At 39.7% G+C, this 18,072-nt stretch carries 11 protein-coding genes and 1 pseudogene; 2 read left to right on the top strand and 10 right to left on the bottom strand.

Translation table 11 applies throughout. The features are described from left to right. The first annotated feature begins 37 nt into the window (after positions 1-37). Positions 38-1,030, top strand: a complete 993-nt coding sequence (locus ACTJJF_RS05050) for an SDR family oxidoreductase (protein ID WP_440698903.1) — start codon at positions 38-40, stop codon at positions 1,028-1,030. A 114-nt stretch (positions 1,031-1,144) separates the two neighbouring features. After that, the gene (locus ACTJJF_RS05055) at positions 1,145-2,992 is read left to right on the top strand and encodes a chloride channel protein (protein ID WP_440698904.1); all 1,848 of its coding nucleotides are present in this window, start codon (positions 1,145-1,147) and stop codon (positions 2,990-2,992) included. Between the two features lie 293 nt (positions 2,993-3,285). Here the strand turns inward: ACTJJF_RS05055 and ACTJJF_RS05060 are convergent. From ACTJJF_RS05060 to ACTJJF_RS05105, 10 genes and pseudogenes are all read right to left on the bottom strand, one after another. After that, positions 3,286-4,230, bottom strand: a pseudogene (locus tag ACTJJF_RS05060) (aldo/keto reductase). A gap of 360 nt (positions 4,231-4,590) precedes the next feature. Beyond that, positions 4,591-6,396: a hypothetical protein gene (locus ACTJJF_RS05065; RefSeq protein WP_440698905.1), complete on the bottom strand. Its 1,806-nt coding sequence runs from the start codon at positions 6,394-6,396 to the stop codon at positions 4,591-4,593. Positions 6,397-6,885: 489 nt separating this feature from the next. Next, positions 6,886-8,037 (bottom strand): efflux RND transporter periplasmic adaptor subunit, encoded by a 1,152-nt coding sequence (locus tag ACTJJF_RS05070; protein WP_440698906.1) that lies wholly within the window; start codon positions 8,035-8,037, stop codon positions 6,886-6,888. Between the two features lie 7 nt (positions 8,038-8,044). After that, a complete protein-coding gene (locus ACTJJF_RS05075) occupies positions 8,045-12,382 on the bottom strand; it encodes a CusA/CzcA family heavy metal efflux RND transporter (RefSeq protein ID WP_440698907.1) in 4,338 nt (1,445 codons plus the stop codon). Between the two features lie 228 nt (positions 12,383-12,610). Next, complete coding sequence (locus ACTJJF_RS05080) at positions 12,611-12,973, bottom strand: hypothetical protein (protein ID WP_312305011.1); 363 nt, start codon at positions 12,971-12,973, stop codon at positions 12,611-12,613. A gap of 73 nt (positions 12,974-13,046) precedes the next feature. Continuing rightward, positions 13,047-13,736, bottom strand: a complete 690-nt coding sequence (locus ACTJJF_RS05085; protein ID WP_312305013.1) for a hypothetical protein — start codon at positions 13,734-13,736, stop codon at positions 13,047-13,049. Positions 13,737-13,791: 55 nt separating this feature from the next. After that, positions 13,792-14,361 carry a Crp/Fnr family transcriptional regulator gene (locus tag ACTJJF_RS05090; RefSeq protein WP_312305015.1) on the bottom strand — a complete coding sequence of 190 codons (570 nt, stop codon included), beginning with the start codon at positions 14,359-14,361 and terminating at the stop codon, positions 13,792-13,794. Between the two features lie 68 nt (positions 14,362-14,429). Further along, on the bottom strand, positions 14,430-15,170 hold the full coding sequence (locus tag ACTJJF_RS05095) for a siderophore-interacting protein (RefSeq protein WP_312305018.1): 741 nt from the start codon (positions 15,168-15,170) through the stop codon (positions 14,430-14,432). Positions 15,171-15,180: 10 nt separating this feature from the next. After that, positions 15,181-16,356, bottom strand: coding sequence for an MFS transporter (locus tag ACTJJF_RS05100; RefSeq protein ID WP_312305020.1), 1,176 nt, complete (start codon positions 16,354-16,356; stop codon positions 15,181-15,183). A gap of 85 nt (positions 16,357-16,441) precedes the next feature. Beyond that, positions 16,442-18,046 (bottom strand): Na+/H+ antiporter, encoded by a 1,605-nt coding sequence (locus tag ACTJJF_RS05105; RefSeq protein WP_312305023.1) that lies wholly within the window; start codon positions 18,044-18,046, stop codon positions 16,442-16,444. Between the last annotated feature and the right edge of the window lie 26 nt (positions 18,047-18,072).

The following is an 18,072-nucleotide window of genomic DNA, read 5'->3' on the forward strand; positions in this document are numbered from 1 at the left end:
AAAATAGTATCTCAATCACTCTCAAATCGATAATATTATGAAAAATCAAAGAAAACCTCCCTTTTTCGGAGAAACAGTAGTCATCACCGGAGCTTCCAGCGGAGTTGGTAAGGCTACGGCAGAAGCTTTTGCAGAGCAGGGAGCAGACCTTGTTCTGGCTGCACGTAATGAAGAAGCTCTGAAGGAAACAGCAGAACTGTGCAGAAAATCCGGAGTTTCCGTTATTGCTGTTCCTACGGATATGTCTGTTGCAGAAGACGTTTCAAGACTTGTAGCAGAGGCTCTTGAGTTTAGCGGAAAGATTGATTATTGGGTCAATAATGCCGGAGTATTGGCTTTTGGAAAATTTGAAGAAATCCCCACCGAAATTACAGACCAGATCATTAAAACCAATCTTTTAGGATATATGCATGCAGCACATGCAGTACTTCCTGTTTTTAAACGGCAGAAAAGAGGGGTCTTGCTTAATAATATTTCTATTGGCGGTTGGATGCCTGCCCCTTACGGAACAGCTTATACGGCTTCAAAATACGGTATCCGCGGAATGGTGGAAACGCTGCAGGGAGAGGTTTCGGATTTTCCTGATATTCATATCTGTGCGCTCTATCCAGGATTCCAGAAATCTTCCGGGATAGAACATGCTGCCAACTATTTAGGCATAAAACTGAGTACTCCTCCACCGGCATTTGATCCCCGTGAGCTGGCAGCTTCGATTGTAAAGACAGCTAAAAACCCGACAGAAGCTTCGTATCCCGACTGGTCTGCTGTGGTTTTTAAAAATTTGTATGAAATGTTTCCAGGTATGATCCGCTACGTTTCTTCTGCAGGTATGCGGCTGATCATGAAGAAAGCCCGTAAAGATGAAGATACGGCAGGAAATATTCTGGCACCTTCCAGAGGAAATACAGGAATTGATGGAAAGACCTTGTTTTCGATCCCTTCCAATACACTCATTATGGCGGGGGCAGGAATTGTGGGAGCCATTGCTGCAGGAATGTTATTTTCACGGAAGAATAAAAAAATTGAGTGAGATCATCATCCGTCTAATTATAGATTTAAAAAGAGCATTTGTCGGGTTTTTGTAAGATATTTCATAAATTTACAGTGCTGTATCAAATTGATAACAGTTTAAAATGTTTCTCCGGTGAAAATTCACAACAAAAAAAAGTACCTAAGTTTCCTTAAATTTAAAAGAGATTTCCAGAAATACGGATTAGAAAAAGCACGCAGCTATGAACTTATTCTGCATTGGCTGAACAACAGGCTGAGCAGGAATCAGTTTCTCGTGCTTTCCGGAATTCTGGTAGGCTGTACAGCGGGGCTTGCCGGAGTCATTCTGAAAACACTGGTACACAACATCCATTATTTTATTACCAATAAAGTTCATTTTGAATACCAGATCTTATTTTATATCGTATTTCCTTTTTTGGGAATTGTACTGACGACAATGATCGTTCTGACTCTTTTTAAAGGTCAGGACAGAAAAGGAATAGGGGCCATTTTGTATGAAATTGCACAGAATTCCAGCATTGTAGCTTCTGTTAAAATGTATTCACAGGTCATTCAGAGTGCGATTACCGTGGGCTTGGGAGGCTCTGCCGGGCTAGAAAGTCCTATAGCCGTTACCGGAGCGGCCATCGGATCGAATTATGCCCAGACCTACAGGCTCAGTTATAAAGAGCGCACCCTGTTGTTGGCAGCGGGGGCCACTGCGGGTATTGCTTCAGCGTTCAATGCACCTATTGCAGGAATTATGTTTGCATTTGAGATCCTGCTCACCGGGGTTGTCTTTACAGATTTTATTCCATTGGTTGTGGCGGCAGTCTGCGGAAGTCTTTTATCCCGGATTTTACTTCAGGAAGACGTGCTTTTCAGGTTTTATACCAGAGAGCCTTTCAATTATAAAAATGTACCCTATTATCTTATCCTGGGTTTGGTCACCGGACTGTATGCCCGTTATTTTGTGATCATTTCCCAGAAAGTAGAGCATTTCATCAAGGGGCTTCAGCTTTCAAAGATGCGTAAAGCAATGTTCGGAGGTGCTGTACTGTCGCTGCTTTGTGTTCTTTTTCCTCCTTTATTCGGAGAAGGATATGAAACTGTAAAGGCTTTTACCAACGGCAATACTTATTCGATCATTGAAAACAGTTTCTTCAGGTATTTTGAAATCGGTGACTGGACGATTATTGTATTTCTCGTGCTGGTATTGCTTCTGAAAGCATTTGCAACCTCTTTTACCATATTCAGTGGCGGAAACGGAGGGAATTTTGCCCCTTCACTCTTTGCAGGAGGAACACTGGGCTATTTATTTGCCCTGGTTTGCCAGCATATAGGTTTCACAGATGTACCTGTTACCAATCTTGTCCTTGTGGGGATGGCAGGGGCAATGAGTGGCGTGCTGTATGCTCCGCTTACTGCAATATTCCTGATTGCAGAATCCAGTTTTGGATATGATCTGTTTATCCCGCTTATGATTGTTTCTGTGATGTCCTATCTTATTGCCAAATGGTTCTCTCCTATTTCTCCTGAGCTGAAATCGCTGGCAGACGAAGGTAAAATCTTTACGAATAAGCATGATAAAAACCTTCTTTTTGCACTGAGAACAGAAGATTTTATTGATCAATATTCACAAACCATCAATGAGAATGCTTCTATTACAGAACTTTTCGAGCTTGTGAAAAACGGAAATAAAAATATTTTTGCCGTAGTGGATGATCACAGAAAACTGAAAGGAATTCTTACTCTGGATGATATCAGGCCTTACCTTTTCAACAAAGAAGGTGATTCTTTGCAGACGGTGATCCAGGTGATGAAAGCTCCTCCTGCGATTCTCCATCGTGAAGATAAACCTCTGGAAATCCTTCAGACTTTTGATGATACCGGTGTATGGAATCTCCCGGTAGTGAGTGAAGCCAATGATTTTATAGGGTTTATTTCAAAATCTTCTATTCTAATGAGCTACAGACAGTTATTGAAAGAATATTCTGATTAGGACTGCTAATTCTGAACCATGAAGACCGGATTCCTTCCGGAATGACAAAGACAGTGGGAATTACAAAATAGAAATGATAGATAACGAGAGGATTTGATAAGAATATCAATTCCGTTTACTTTTCTTCAGGTTTTGGCTAAAGCCGGTGGAATTATTGTTTTTATTAAACGGGCTAAAGCCCGTCTCTATTGAATGGCAACCATTTACAAATCATACTATTACCTGAAATAATTTAAATCCGTTCAACATTTCGCTGAACGGATTTAAATTTAATCTTTAATGAAGTCTTAAAATCAGTTACTTGCTTTATTCAGCAGATCAATATCTTCCTGATCCAATACAAGTTTTGGAGCATTAAATAATGTTTCAAGCTGTGATGCACTGGTTGCACTTACGATAGGTGCTGTGATCAACGGGTTTGCTAACAACCATGCTAAAGCAACAGTGCTTTGAGGGATATTATGCTTCTCTCCCACCTGATCCAAAGCTTTTAAGACTTCAAGGCCTTTAGGATTCAGGTATTTTCTTACGCCTTCTCCTCTTGCGCTTTTTGTAAGATCGGCTTCATTACGGTATTTACCTGTCAGAAATCCTGCAGCCAGAGACCAGTATGGGAATACACTCAGATTAAACTTTTCTGCCAGAGGAGCGTAATTCTTTTCAAAGCCTTCTCTTTCCATTAGATTGTAATGTGGCTGTAATGCTACATATTTAGGAAGATTGTACTTTTCTGATGCCTCAAATTAGGCTTTCAAACGTTCGGGAGATAGGTTGGATGCCGCAATATAACGTACTTTGCCTGCTTTGATGATCTCATCGTATGCAGAAAGTGTTTCTTCTACCGGAGTGGTATGATCGTCAAAATGCGTATAATAAATATCAATATGATCGGTCTGAAGTCTTTGCAGCGATTCATCAACAGACTGTAAGATATGTTTCTTACTGATATCAAAGCCATGTTCTTTTGTTTCCGAACCTACTTTGGTTGCGAGTACGATATCATTACGGTTGGCACGGCTTTTCATCCATTTTCCGATAATTTCCTCAGATTGTCCGCCTTTACCGTTTACCCACCATGAATAGGTATCTGCAGTGTCTACAAAATTGAATCCGGCTTCTGTAAACCGGTCAAGTATATCAAAAGACTGTTGCTCATCCAGTGTCCAGCCAAATACATTGCCTCCAAAATTGACAGGAGCTACGGCAAGATCTGTGTTTTTGATCTCTCTTTTTTCCATAAAAATAATTTTACTAACTATCCTCTAAGGTAGGAAATATTATGCCTTAAAAGCATTTAAAAAAGCCATTCGAATCATAGTTATTATAAATGGAAAAGCCCATAATTCCTCAATTATTTTGAATATCGGCTGATTTATTTTCTTAAAAGTATAATACAGTCTCACGCTGATTTTACAGATATCGCAGATGTTTATGGAAAACTGAATCATCTGTTTATTTATGGGACCATTATAATTGTCACTAATTCACGAATAAGAAAGCATTCTTCCGTTACAAAATAAGCTGTTTTACTTATCAATTATACAAAAAAACAGCCCTCGATAAAGGCTGCTTTTTCATCTATACAATTAAAAATACTTTCACTTTTCAACCTGTGGAATCTCAATGGCCGAAAGCTCCAGTTTATAGTTCTGCAGTTGCAGGCTGATCACCTGCGAATGGCTTCTGAAGAATGAAGAACCTTTGAAAAGATCCTGATAATAGGCTATTCCTTCAAGTACATTTTTTTTGAATACATTCCATTTTTTAGTTTGGGAATGGGTAATCTGTACTGAATCTGTAATTTCCTTTCTCAGATAATCTACATACATTTTCAGCTCGTTGATAAACATGTTCGGTCTCCGGTTATCTGAAAGTACATTGGCATTACCATAGATATGCTGCACCATGCTGGAGAGTGAAACTTCTTTATCAAAAAAAGCAATATTAGGTCCGGGACATATCACAACACCCTGTTTTTCACCTTTTATCTCAAGATTCTGCTCCATATACGCAGCATTCACAAGTCCTACACACAGACAGGCCTTATCTGTAATTTCAGATTTTTTTCTGTAATAATTTTCTTCTGTTAAAGTTTCCCTGGAAATTTCAAGTTCTTTCAGCTTGATGTCCTGATATTTCCTAGATGCAGTGCAGGTGCCTTCCGGAGAATATTCTTTGCTCAGTGCCAGGAGTTTTTTCGGACATGAACTTCCGTATTTTCCTTTGGCTTCTTTTTGCTGTTTCAAAATTTCGTTGGAAGTTCCCCGTACAGTATTGAAAGGAACGCCCAGTGGAGAAATATTACTTAAATAAAAATCCTGCTCTTTCGACTGTAAAAGAAGCTTTCTGGTTTCGGTATCTACAGAAGTGGCCTCGGGAACCAGTAAAAACGGTGATCCCCATCCTACACTGTCCACATCATAATGCTGAAGCAGAAAATCATGTTCTTCTGAAGTACCTACCCCGCCCTGAACGGTTATTTTCATCTCCAGAGGTTCAGTTACAACAGGTTTTCCTTTCTTTTCCAGAGCTGATATCATGAGGGTGTGGGCAGATTGTATCAGCTCATTTTTCTTTTGTTTGAATTCTTCCATGATCGGACCAAGGAGCATTCCTTCCGTAGCAAATGCATGGCCTCCGCAGTTCAGACCGGATTCTATTCTGTATTCTGAAACCCACAATCCTTTTTTGGCCAGAAAATTTCCCTGAATCATGGCAGAACGAAAATCACTTACTTTAAGGATGATCTTCTTTTTGATCATTCCGTTTTCGTCCGGAAAAAAATCATCAAATTCTTCCATATAGCTGTACAGACGGGGGTTCATTCCGGCAGAAAGGACCATTGATGAAGACAATTTACTTTTTGCAAATCCACGCAATGAGGCATGGGCATCATTATACATCACAGGAAGCTGTTCGTTATTGCTGTAATTGTCCTTATCCACTTTTGTCATGATATTGACATCAATACTTCCCGGCTTCAGATTGGCTTCAATAAAGTTTTTGATACCGGAGCTCCAGTTGTCTTTCTGGCTGATAAGGTTCTGAAGGCTGTTTTTCAGATCCGAAGTGTTCGGAAGCATGGCTATAAAATCTTTTAAAGACTCTGTATTTCTGCTGATTTCCTGTTTGAACGATTCAAATTTTTCGTTCACGATATCATCCACCATATCCAGATAGGCGGTGATTCTTTTGGCTCTGTAATCTTCTGTTTTGGTTGAGATTCCCAGATAGTCCAGATTAAACTTTTTATTGTAAAAGTTTTTCATTTTTTCCAGGATCTCATCGTCAATAATAGAGATCACAGAAGATATTCCATACTGTGCAACACGGATCGGGCTGTCTATTGTATAAGCCAGTCCCATTACAGGAATATGGAAATTGTGCAAAGGTTTTGTTGTCATATTTTCAAAAAAAAATCTTTTCATAAGGCAACTAAAAATCCTTTCAAACTATTCATGCTAAAAATATCATTTTAAAATTAATTATGCAGTAAATAGTAACTCTAATATTGAGAAATATGTCAAATGTCAGTTTTTTGAGAATTTCCGGCCAATTATTATAAAAAACTGATGATAGCAGGCTCGGTTCTTTTTTTAAATCATGATACACAGATTATTATTTCAGGCTTCAGGCTGGAATTGAATTAAGGATGTTATTTCATGATCTGTATTTCTGGAAACTACCTGAAAACAGGTGTAAAAATTTCCTGCCATTCCGGTATTGCTGTATAGGATGTATTAACAGTAATTTTAAGAATCATAAATCATTTCATTTTTCAACATTTAAAGCATAAGAGAAGCTTGTTTTAAAAGAAATTTTTTCATACAAATTTATTATTTTCATAAGGGAATTCTGTTGCTGAATTCCCTTATTTTAATTGTACTGAATAATTATTCTGCCTTGTTTTTCAGCATCATCAGAAGACTGTAAGCTCCTTTCTGTACTATCTTTTTATCTTTTAAATAATCTGCTTTTATAATTTCTGTAAACTGATCATCCGCAATTCCTGTAACCACAGGAATCATTTTATAATTGGATTTTCCCAGGTCTTCAAACACATAATTTTTGTTTTCAAAAGCAACCACGGCTTCGTTGGGTAGCCCCTGGGTATAACGGCTGCTGATATTGACTTCTGCATTGATGTACATTCCTTTTACAAAAGCAGTATTCACCGAAGACAGTCTGGCTACAGCGGTTGCAGCACCTCCGGTTTCAATACTTGGAGAAACACTTACAATGCTGGCACTGGATTTCACATCAGGATTCTGATTGTTGTACACAAGGATTTCCTGCCCTGTTTTTATATCATTTACATCATTTTCAAAGACTTTAAGTTCCAGCAGTAATCCGGCCGGATTGATCAGCTCAAATAAAGTATCTGCAGGGTTGATGTATTGACCGTTATTAACCAGAATTTTACTTACAAAACCACTGAACGGAGCATAAATATTGATCCTGCTGCGGATATTTCCGGTGGTAAGGCCTTTGGCATTGATTCCGATAATGCGGAGTTTCTCTTCAAGTCCTTTTAAGGTAGCATTTAATGTGGCATAATCTGCCTGAGCCGCCTGCATGGTTTTGTCGCTGCTGGCTTTGCTGGTATTGAGATCTTTCTGACGGTTAAAGTTCAACCGTGCTGCCTCAAGCTGTGCTTTCGTCACCAGATAGTCCTGCTGAAGCTGTATGAACTGAGGGTCTTCCACCACTGCCAGTACCTGCCCTTTACTGAAACGGCTGCCATTGATTATATTGATTGCCTTGATATGACCACCCATGATGCTTGAAACCGAACTGATATGAGACGGTGCTATTACCGCTTTCCCGTTCAGCCTTACCAGTTTTTCCATATTTCTGTTTTGAATGGAAGTTGTGGTTATTCCTACAGACTGTATCTGTTTTTCTGTAAGATGAACGGTATTTTCAGTGCTTTTGCTGAATTTTGTATTTTCATACACTGTTTTCTCTTCTTCTTTTTTTCCTGAGCATGAAGAAAGAACAAGTACTGAAACAAGACTGAGTATGGATATTTTTTTGAAATGCATTACGCTGTTATTTTGAAATTAAGAAATTAAGTTCCGCTGCGGTCTGGTTAAGCTTTTCCAGCTGATCGATGTAATCTGCTTTTGTTTTCACGGCCTGATTAACGAGTATCACCCAGTTCAGATAATCAATTTCACCTACTTCCATTTGCTTTTGTGCGGTTTGTAAGATCGTTTCAGATTTGGGAAGCTGTTTCTGTTCATAGTTTTCAATGATCCTTTGCAAATTCATATAATTGCTGATCTGCTGTCCCAATCTGTTTTTAAGTTCAATTTCCTTACGCTGATACTGGTTTTCAGTGATTGCGATTTTCGTCTGAGCGGCCTTAGCTAAAGCTCTCTGTCCTTTTGTAAACAATGGAATACCAACACCTAACTGAACCGAATTGAAGCGGTTATTATTGATATTCTTCATACTCTGATTGGTATACCCTATCAGAAGTTCAGGCAGCAATTTGCTTTTTTCAAGCTGTACTTCTGCCTCACTTATTTTGATCTGTTGCTGCAGATACTGAAGCTCAGGATGTTGTTTCACCTTATCTTCTGAAATCTGAAGTCCTACATTCATCACCGGCTTGTCAGCGACCGGCTGATAAGACTGCTCGGATTGGAGTAATAGCTGAAGCTGAAGCTTTGAAATATGCAGATCATTTTCAAGGGAATTCAGCTGCACTTGTACCTGTTCCTTCTGAATCTCAGCAGTTGATTCCTCAAGGATATTGGCTTCTCCTTTTTTTAATTTTAAAGATGCTTTTTCGGCAAAATTGTTATACAGCCTGCTGATATATTCCAGTACTTTTTTCTTTTCCTGCAGTACTAAAATTCTGTAGAAAACCTCTGTAACTTCTTTAGTAAGCTGTGTTTTGGTAAGATTTTGACTGATCACACTTGCCGCCCATTCTGCATCCAGCATCTGTTTTCTTTTGGAATATACTGTGGGAAAGCTGAACCTTTGGGAAATCCCGAAAGAATTATCCGTTTCTTCTCCCTGAATCTGTCCAAATCCACCTGTAACTTCCAATTGGGGAATATCCAGATAACTGGCTTTTAATTTATCCTGATATTCAGAAATTAATTTTGAACTTTTAAGGGTTCCGTTCTGCTGAAAAGCTTTTTCCAGAGCCTGCTCATAGGTAATGTTTTCCTGGGCATGAATGTTTCCGAAAGAAAGCAGGATCAAGAGAACAGATAGTTTTTTATAGTTGGTTGTTTTAGAAAATTTCATTTTATCTTTATTAATATGTTCAAATAAGACATAGAGAATAGGAAGTACAAATAAGGTAAGAAGAGTGGCCAGCATCAGACCACCGATAACAACAGTTGCCAGAGGTCTCTGTACTTCTGCTCCGGCGCCGTTGCTTAAAGCCATAGGTAAAAACCCTAAAGATGCTACAAAAGCAGTCATCAGCACCGGACGAAGCCTGATTCTGGTTCCCATGAGTACAATTCTGCTGGTATTGCTTACTCCGTTATTTTTCAAACGGTTAAATTCCGATATCAAAACAATTCCGTTAAGTACAGCTACCCCAAATAAGGCAATAAATCCTACTCCTGCACTGATACTGAAAGGCATCCCCCTCAGCGCAAGAAAATATATCCCGCCAATAGCAGATAAAGGAATGGCCGTATAGATCAGCAAACTATGCTTTACAGAACCGAAAGCAAAGAACAGCAACAGGAAGATCATCACCAGGGAAATAGGAACAGCAACGCCGAGTCTGGCTTTAGCTTCATTTAAATTCTCAAATGTACCGCCGTAAGAAATGGTATATCCCGGAGAAAATTTAAGATTTTTACCGGCTTTCTGCTGAAGCTCTTCTACAATGGTCTGTACATCTCTTCCTTTTGCATTGAACCCAACAATAATTCTTCTTTTGGTATCTTCTCTCTGGATCTGATTAGGGCTTTCCTTAAGTTCCACCGTGGCCAGCTGAGATAACGGAACCTGTTCTCCTGAAGCGGTAGGTACCAGAAGATTCTGAATACTTGTAATATCCTTTTTATGCTCATTATCCATACGGACAACGATATCAAATTTTTTCTCTCCTTCATATAAAGCGCCTGCTGTCTGTCCTGCAAAAGCCATATTGATCACCCTGTTGATCTCTGCCACGGAAATATTATAGCGTGACAGTTCCGGACGGTTGTAATCAATGACCACCTGCGGAGCCCCTACTACAGGCTCTATATAAAGATCCTGAGCCCCTTTTACAGTATTGATAATACTTCCCAGTTTTTTGGCATATACAGTGAGACTATCCAGGTTTTCTCCATAAATTTTACAAACTACATCCTGTCTTGCTCCGGTCATTAATTCGTTGAAACGCATCTGTACGGGAAACTGGAAACTGGTAGTAAGACCTGGGATAACGCTTAAGGCTTTACTCATCTTTTCAGAAAGCTCCGGGAATGAGCTTGCAGATGTCCATTCTTTCTTAGGTTTTAAAACAATGATCATATCTCCGGCGTCCATAGGCATAGGCTCTGTAGGAATTTCAGCACTTCCTATTTTAACAACGATCTTCTGTATCTCAGGAAATTGTTTTAAAAGAATTCCGGAGGCCTGGGTGGTCACTTTTTTTGTTTCATTGATATTACTTCCCTGAAGAATTCTCATTTCTACAGCAAAATCACCTTCTTCCAGAGACGGAATAAACTCCCCTCCCATTTTAGATAATGTGAATACAGCGCCTGCAAAAAGAATCAGAACGGTAAGTATAATGGTTTTCTTGTATTTAAGAGCTTTTATCAGGAGTTTCTGATGGCCCGCTTCTACTTTGGTCATTACCCTGTCTGAAATATTATCTTTTTCCTTTTTCTTTCTGCTCAAAACCAGAGAACTCATCATCGGAATATAAGTAAGAGAAAGAATGAAAGCGCCAATAAGAGCGAATGCTACCGTTTGGGCCATAGGTTTAAACATTTTACCTTCAATTCCCTGAAGGGTAAAGATCGGAAGGTACACTATCAGGATAATAATCTGCCCGAATACAGCACTGTTGACCATTTTAGTCGCTGAGCCTGACACCTGTTCATCCATTTCCTTTTTGCTGAGCATATTGTCTTTTCCGAAATGCTTTTTATGGGCCAGCTGATGCAGTACGGCTTCTACAATAATAACGGCCCCGTCTACAATAAGACCGAAGTCCAGCGCTCCGAGACTCATCAGGTTTCCTCCCACACCAAAGATATTCATCATGATGATCGCAAAAAGCATCGCAAGGGGAATCACTGAAGCAACCAGTAAACCTGCCCTGAAATTGCCCAGGAACAATACTAGAATAAATACGACGATCAAAGCACCTTCCATAAGGTTGGTTTTTACCGTACTGATGGTATTGTTCACCATTTTAGCACGGTCAAGGAAAGGCTCAATGACTACGCCTTCCGGTAAAGATTCCTGGATTTTTTCAAGCCTTTGTTTGATATTGGCAATTACTTTATTGGCATTTTCTCCTTTCAACATGAGTACAATGGCTCCTGAAACCTCTCCGGTATCATTATAGGTCATTGCACCGTATCTTGTAGCAAAACCTATTTTTACAGATGCTACATCTTTAATATGAACAGGAATTCCTTCTCCGGTTTCTGCAACCTGAATGCTGCCGATATCTTCTGTACTTCCAAGAAGTCCTTCACTTCTGATGAAAAGAACCGTTTCTTTTTTCTCGATATAAGCTCCTCCTGTATTCTGATTATTTTTTTCCAGAGCAGCAAAAACATCGTTGATATTGATGTTGTATGCCTGAAGTTTATTCGGGTTGATGGCTATTTCATATTGCTTCAGTTTTCCTCCGAAACTGCTGACGTCTGCAACTCCTTTGGTACCCAGCAGCTGGCGTCTTACCACCCAATCCTGAATGGTTCTGAGCTCAGTTTCATCATATACATTTTCGTACCCTTTTTTGGCCCTTACCACATATTGGAAAATCTCTCCCAAACCTGTGGAAATAGGTCCAAGCTCCGGCTTTCCAATTCCGTCAGGAATATTATCCTGCACCAGCTGTAAGCGTTCCTGTACCTGCTGACGGGCCCAGTACACATCCGTTTCATCATCAAAAACTACGGTCACCAGAGAAAGCCCGAAACGTGAAAGACTGCGGAGCTCAGTAATTCCGCTGATATTACTGGTGGCCTGTTCAATAGGAAAGGTAACAAGACGTTCTATGTCTGCAGCTCCATAAGACGGTGCAGTGGTGATGATCTGAACCTGATTATTGGTGATATCAGGCTGTGCATCAATGGGAAGTTTGGTGGTTTCATAAATCCCAAAAAGTACGAGACCTATGGTAAACAAGGCTATGATGAGTTTATTCTTTACAGAAAACTCAATAATTTTATTTAACATGAAAAATGATTAATTGCTAACCCGGAATGCTTATATAACTGGCTAAAGTTGAATCTGGCCACAAAAAAAGTCAAAAAGATCAGAGATAATTATGGTTCTTAAACCTTTTTAAAATAAGATCCTGATTGTTTTTGTGGTGAAATAATATGGCACGACGGGTTAATTGATACGTAATAAATGGATTGCTTTGCATAGACTGTAAAGCATTGATTTTAATTGTTATATCAGCTAAGACTGCCGTGGAGGCTGGAATATACTGGAAAGATAAAGGTTGGAGAAATCTTTTTCCTGATAGATACTGTTTTTTTGAGGAATAGTAATTTCCTTAGGTTTTTTTATTTCAAAACCAAGTTCCGGAAGCTGGGCATGTACCGTGAGTACAATAGGCGGATTAATAAAAGGTAGTTTCTGATCAAGATCCCAGTCTGCATCTTTTTTATGGTTGTCATAGTGTTCCATAACAAATTCTGACAGGCTTCCATGATATTCCATATAATGTTCTACAAACATAGGTACCTTAAGAACTTCCCCCGCATTGGTGGTAGCCAGTACATACATCATCGAGCATAATATAGAAAACCATTTTAACATTGTCCTGCAAATATAAGGCTTAAATTTTTTCTGAAAAGCCTGCCTGTATTAATTTTTTAAGAATTTATGCAGTTTAAAAAGGATTTAAATAGATAGCACGGATTCCCAAAAGAGGCTGATCTTTTAAATCTTGATAGATGAAAGAAACTGCCGGAGAATCTCCCAATACATATATTACTGCATTCTGAATATTTTTACGGTAAAATCTCAGGATCCATTCCATAATTTTTATCGGATCTATCGGCTGGATAACGAAGGTTTGTACTGGGAAGCTGTGATCAAGGTCCGGGAAAAAATAATCTTCCTGTTCTGAATAAGCAACAGCTGTTACCGTTTTGCTTACGGGCAATGACCTGTTGATTTCGTAGAGTTGGGATAATGCTTTTACATCACTGATCAGAAAATAATGATCAGTTGCCTGGTCCGGTATCCATGATCCGGAAAGCAGTCTGAAAAAGAGTGTATCTCTTTCCTGAAGGCTTTCTATCCATTTTTTCTCATCATCATCAGAACATGCAGTAATGGCAATATCTGCAATATGATGAATAGGCTCATAATCCCAGAAAACATATTGCTGAACTACCGGATGAAGATCATAATGTGGGTTAGACTGATAAATATCTATAGCTGATCCCATTACAGATTGAATCTGTGAAAAATCCTGACTCTGAATCTTAATGTGATAAGTGTGGGCTGCTATTTTGTTTTTCAGCAGAATAATTCCTGTGGAAATATTCAGAACCGGCGTTGGGAGACTGTTCATTGTCAAAAAAATAATTACACATTTGAAAATCACAGGCTCTTAAACCGAGCTGAATTCAGAGCTTAGATTTCAGCCTGCTCAGCGTTTCCTGTGAGATATTGAGATATGAGGCTACCATCTTGTTGGAAAGCCTGCGCACGATGATAGGATTTTCATCCAACAGCTGGCGGTATTTTTCCAGAGCGTCCTGAACCAGAAAAGACATAAGTCTTTTGGTGTTGGTGACATAGGCGATCTCAAGATAAATCCTGTAAAACTTTTCCCATTGCGGGATAATATCCAGAAGATGATAAAAGTTCTTGTGGGTGATATAATACACTTCCGAATCCTCAACTGCCTGGATAAATTCTTCAGACGGTTCAGAAGTAATAAAGCTTACAAGTGCCGTGGCAAACTGATTTTCAAAAGCAAAATATCTGGTGGAATCCTGCCCTTCTTCATTGATGAAGAATATACGGAGACATCCTGACGTTACAAAAAAGGTTCTCTGGCTGGATTGTCCATTGGTGAGAAGCAGCTCGTTTTTCTTGAGTTTGATCGGTTTGAAATAAGAGAGAATGGTTTCCGTTTCTTCCTCTGTTACCGATATTTTACTTTTAATATATGAAATCAGTAATTCTTCCATTGGGTATAAGATCAGTCGTTGGCAAATGTAGCGATAAATGCTGTTATCTGCCCTTATTTTTCTATGGATTACCCTTTTTCAGAATGTTCATCTTCCGACTGGCCTGCTCTCCAGTACGAACACGCATAGAGCCCATGCGGATCCCATTGCAGAGTTGTTCTGAAGTAGTGACGAAGCTCATGTACCGTAGTATATTCGGCAGCAATGTATACATATTCCTTCAGTATTCCCTGAGGAAATTCTGTTTTCCGGGCCTGTTCTGCCAGGTGGCTCCCTTTTTCGGGCTGGGGATTATGAAGCCATTCTACAGAAATATCAGCAGCGGAACATACAATAAGTTCATCTTCTTTTCCATGCACTTCCAGTATTATTTTTGCTGTTACATACGATGGCAGCTGCTCTGCAATGGCACATATTACCGGTAGTGCTGTAGCATCTCCTACGAGAAGATAGAAGTCGGCTTCCGGCACCAGAGGCCTTGTACTCTGCTTCATTCCTATTTCCAGTGTATCTCCGGGAACAGCCTGTAATGCCCATGCAGAAGCAGGACCATTATCTCCATGAGATACGAAATCCACCGTTAATTCCCTGGATTCCAGATCGATCTTCCGGTTTGTGTAAGTTCTTACCGATACATCATGTTCTTCAGCACTGTGAGGAATAAATATTTTATTATTGGAACCGGATCGTACATAAGCTAATAGCTCAGCCTGATGATCGTCAATCTCAAATACCGTACGGATAAGATGAGGCGTAAGAAATTTTTTGTCTTTCATTCTGAAAACAGAACGTATTTTCTGAGTTGTCATACAATGTATTTTATTTTTTATTAAACAGTAAGATAAGAAGAGAAAGTGCACAGCTGATCCCACCAAACAGATATACCGACTGATAATCAAGCCATCCGGCGATAAGCCCCGCTACAGGACCGGCAAGGCCTAATGAAAGATCTACAAAGGCTACATAGGCACCCAAAGCAGTTCCTCTCATCTGCGGTTTCACTTTTTGTATGGCCAGGACCCCTAAGGCCGGGAAAACCAGTGAAAATCCAATTCCAGTCAGTCCGCACCCGATAATAGCTGCCATTTCAGAAACTGAGGTCCAGATCAGGATCTGCCCAGCTGCTTCGATGATCAGAGAGATAAAGGCAATTTTAAAACCTCCGTACCGATCAGGAAAAGAAGCAAACAGAACCCGGGTTACCACATAACAAATCCCGAAAACCATAAATGCGGATGAAGCATCTCCCCAGTTTTTTTCTGTAAAAAACAGAGCAATAAAAGAAGCAATACATCCGAATGCCATAGAAGAGAATGCAAGACTGAGCCCCTGTCCCGAAATAGCGCCGATCACTTTATAAAAAGGAGTCCTGATATGGTCTTTATCTACCGGAATTGATGGTAGCTTTGCCGTAGAAAGCCAGCTAACCAGAGGAAGTAATATAATAAAGACAAATGCCGGGAGTACCCCATATTCTTTACTCAGCCAGATACTCAGCGGTGCTCCGACAGCAATTCCCGCATACATAGCAATTCCGTTCCAGGTCATTACTTTACCTGATTTCGAAGGCCCTGCGAGACCAATTCCCCAGGTAAGTGCTCCTGTAACAAGAAAACTTTCGCCAATCCCATGAATGATCCTTGCCAGCAGTAAAAAAGCAAGTGCGCAGAAATGATCTGCCTGAAATAATACGGCCAAAACATAAGCAACTCCTGCAATAACAGCTAATACAACCCCGGCCATCTTACTCTTCCTGGCTCCCCTGGTGTCTGTTATCCTTCCGGAATAGGCTCTGGTCATAAGGGTTGACAGAGATTGAAGCCCAATGACAAGACCTACGGTAAGACTGCCAAATCCTAAATGCTTCTGAACAAATTCCGGCAATACTCCCAACGCAATTCCTATGGTAAGATATACCCCAAACACTGAAATGATAATAGGAGTAGTTGCCTTATAAAAATCAAGGGTCTGCCCTTTTTCTAATGTTAGATTCATAAATTTTGTTTTAAATACTATTCGGATGCAAATGTCTTTGTATGGACAATGCCAAACTTTGACTTAGATCAAAAAAGGAATATGATTATTCAGAATAAGAGCCGGAAGATGCTATTTCATGCTGGATAGTTGTCATCCAGAAATCCAGCTCTGTTTCTTTTTTCCGGATGGTTTCAAGTGAAAATATGCCGTGGTGATAAGATTCTATAAGATTTTCCCGTTGGCAGGCTGCAAGCTCCAGTTCCAGCTCAAAATAAGCCTTTTTCCATGCGGTATGATGTGAGAAATGGGTATTGATATTATTGTTTTTTAACTGTACTTCTTCTTTTTCAAGTTTTTTGATCATCATTTTCAGTGCATTTTCGTCTGTTTCATTATCCGTTTGATAATCATTCAGGAAAGACAAAGATTTTTTTAAAAGAAGAAAGTTCAGTTCTTTTTCTTCTTCCTTGTCTGATACTGAAGGTTTTATCATGCTGATAAGCCTCGGCAGTGTTAAACCCTGGATGAGTAAAGTGAAAATAATTACGACAAATGATATGAATAAAACGGTGTCTCTCTGAGCTATAACCATCCCCAGATCATCCCGGAGCGGTAAAGCAAGTGCGGCAGCCAGTGAAACCACCCCCCGCATTCCGGACCATGACAGAATGATATATTCTTTTTTTGACGGGGTCAGAAATGGTTCCTTTTTTTCGGTTGTTTTATTGGAAAACAGAGGAAATAAAAAAAGAACAGCCAGTCGTATAGCTACCAGAACAATAAATAACAAAAGTCCATAGAAAATAAGCACAGGTAAATCGGTTTCCGGGATGTTTGAAATAATGCCGGGCAACTGCATTCCAAGAATAAGAAATACCAGACCATTAAGAACAAAAACAGCTACGTCCCAGAAATGGCTCATCTGCATTCTGCTCTCACTTCTGAATAATGAAATAGAATTCCATGAAAGAAACATACCCAGAATAACGACTGCCAGTACTCCGGAACAATCAAGATGCTCTGCCAGACTGTAGGCAGCAAAAGGAAGCAGAATAACGGCAAAAGTCTCAGTACTGCTGTTACCGTTGAAGTATCTGTGCAGTTTTAAAAATACAAAACCCATGACAAGGCCAATGATAATTCCGCCAAGACTGCTGCTGATAAATTGAAATCCTGCTTCCCAAAATGAAAATACTCCGCTGGTAATGGCTACAACAGCACATTTATAAGCAATAAGAGCGGAAGCATCGTTCAGCAGACTCTCCCCTTCCAGAATAGTTGTCAACTTCCGGGGCAGCGGAAGTGTCTTTGTAATGCTTGTTGCTGCTACAGCGTCAGGAGGAGCAATAACAGCTCCCATAACAAATGAAACAGGCCAGCTGAATCCTGGAATAATGGCATGTACAATACAGGCAACAATTGTTGTGGTGAGAAAAACCAATCCTATGGCCAGAACTGAAATTGTACGGATCTCCTTTTTGAAATCCGGAATGGAAGTATTCCAGGCTGCATCAAATAATATGGGAGGAAGTACCACATAAAAGATCATTTCAGGGCTCATGTCAATAGATGGCACCAGTTGCGTGAGGCTCAGAATAAGGCCTGCAATTACAAGCAAGAGAGGAAGCGCCAGTTTTATTTTATCTTTTACAGAGATGATGATGATCAGAATAATGGATATCCAGATGATTTTTTCAAGTTCTACCATAGCTTTATTTAAAGCTGCGAAAATAA

The sequence above is a fragment of the Chryseobacterium sp. 22458 genome, from assembly GCF_052044975.1.
In the GTDB taxonomy this organism is placed as follows: domain Bacteria; phylum Bacteroidota; class Bacteroidia; order Flavobacteriales; family Weeksellaceae; genus Chryseobacterium.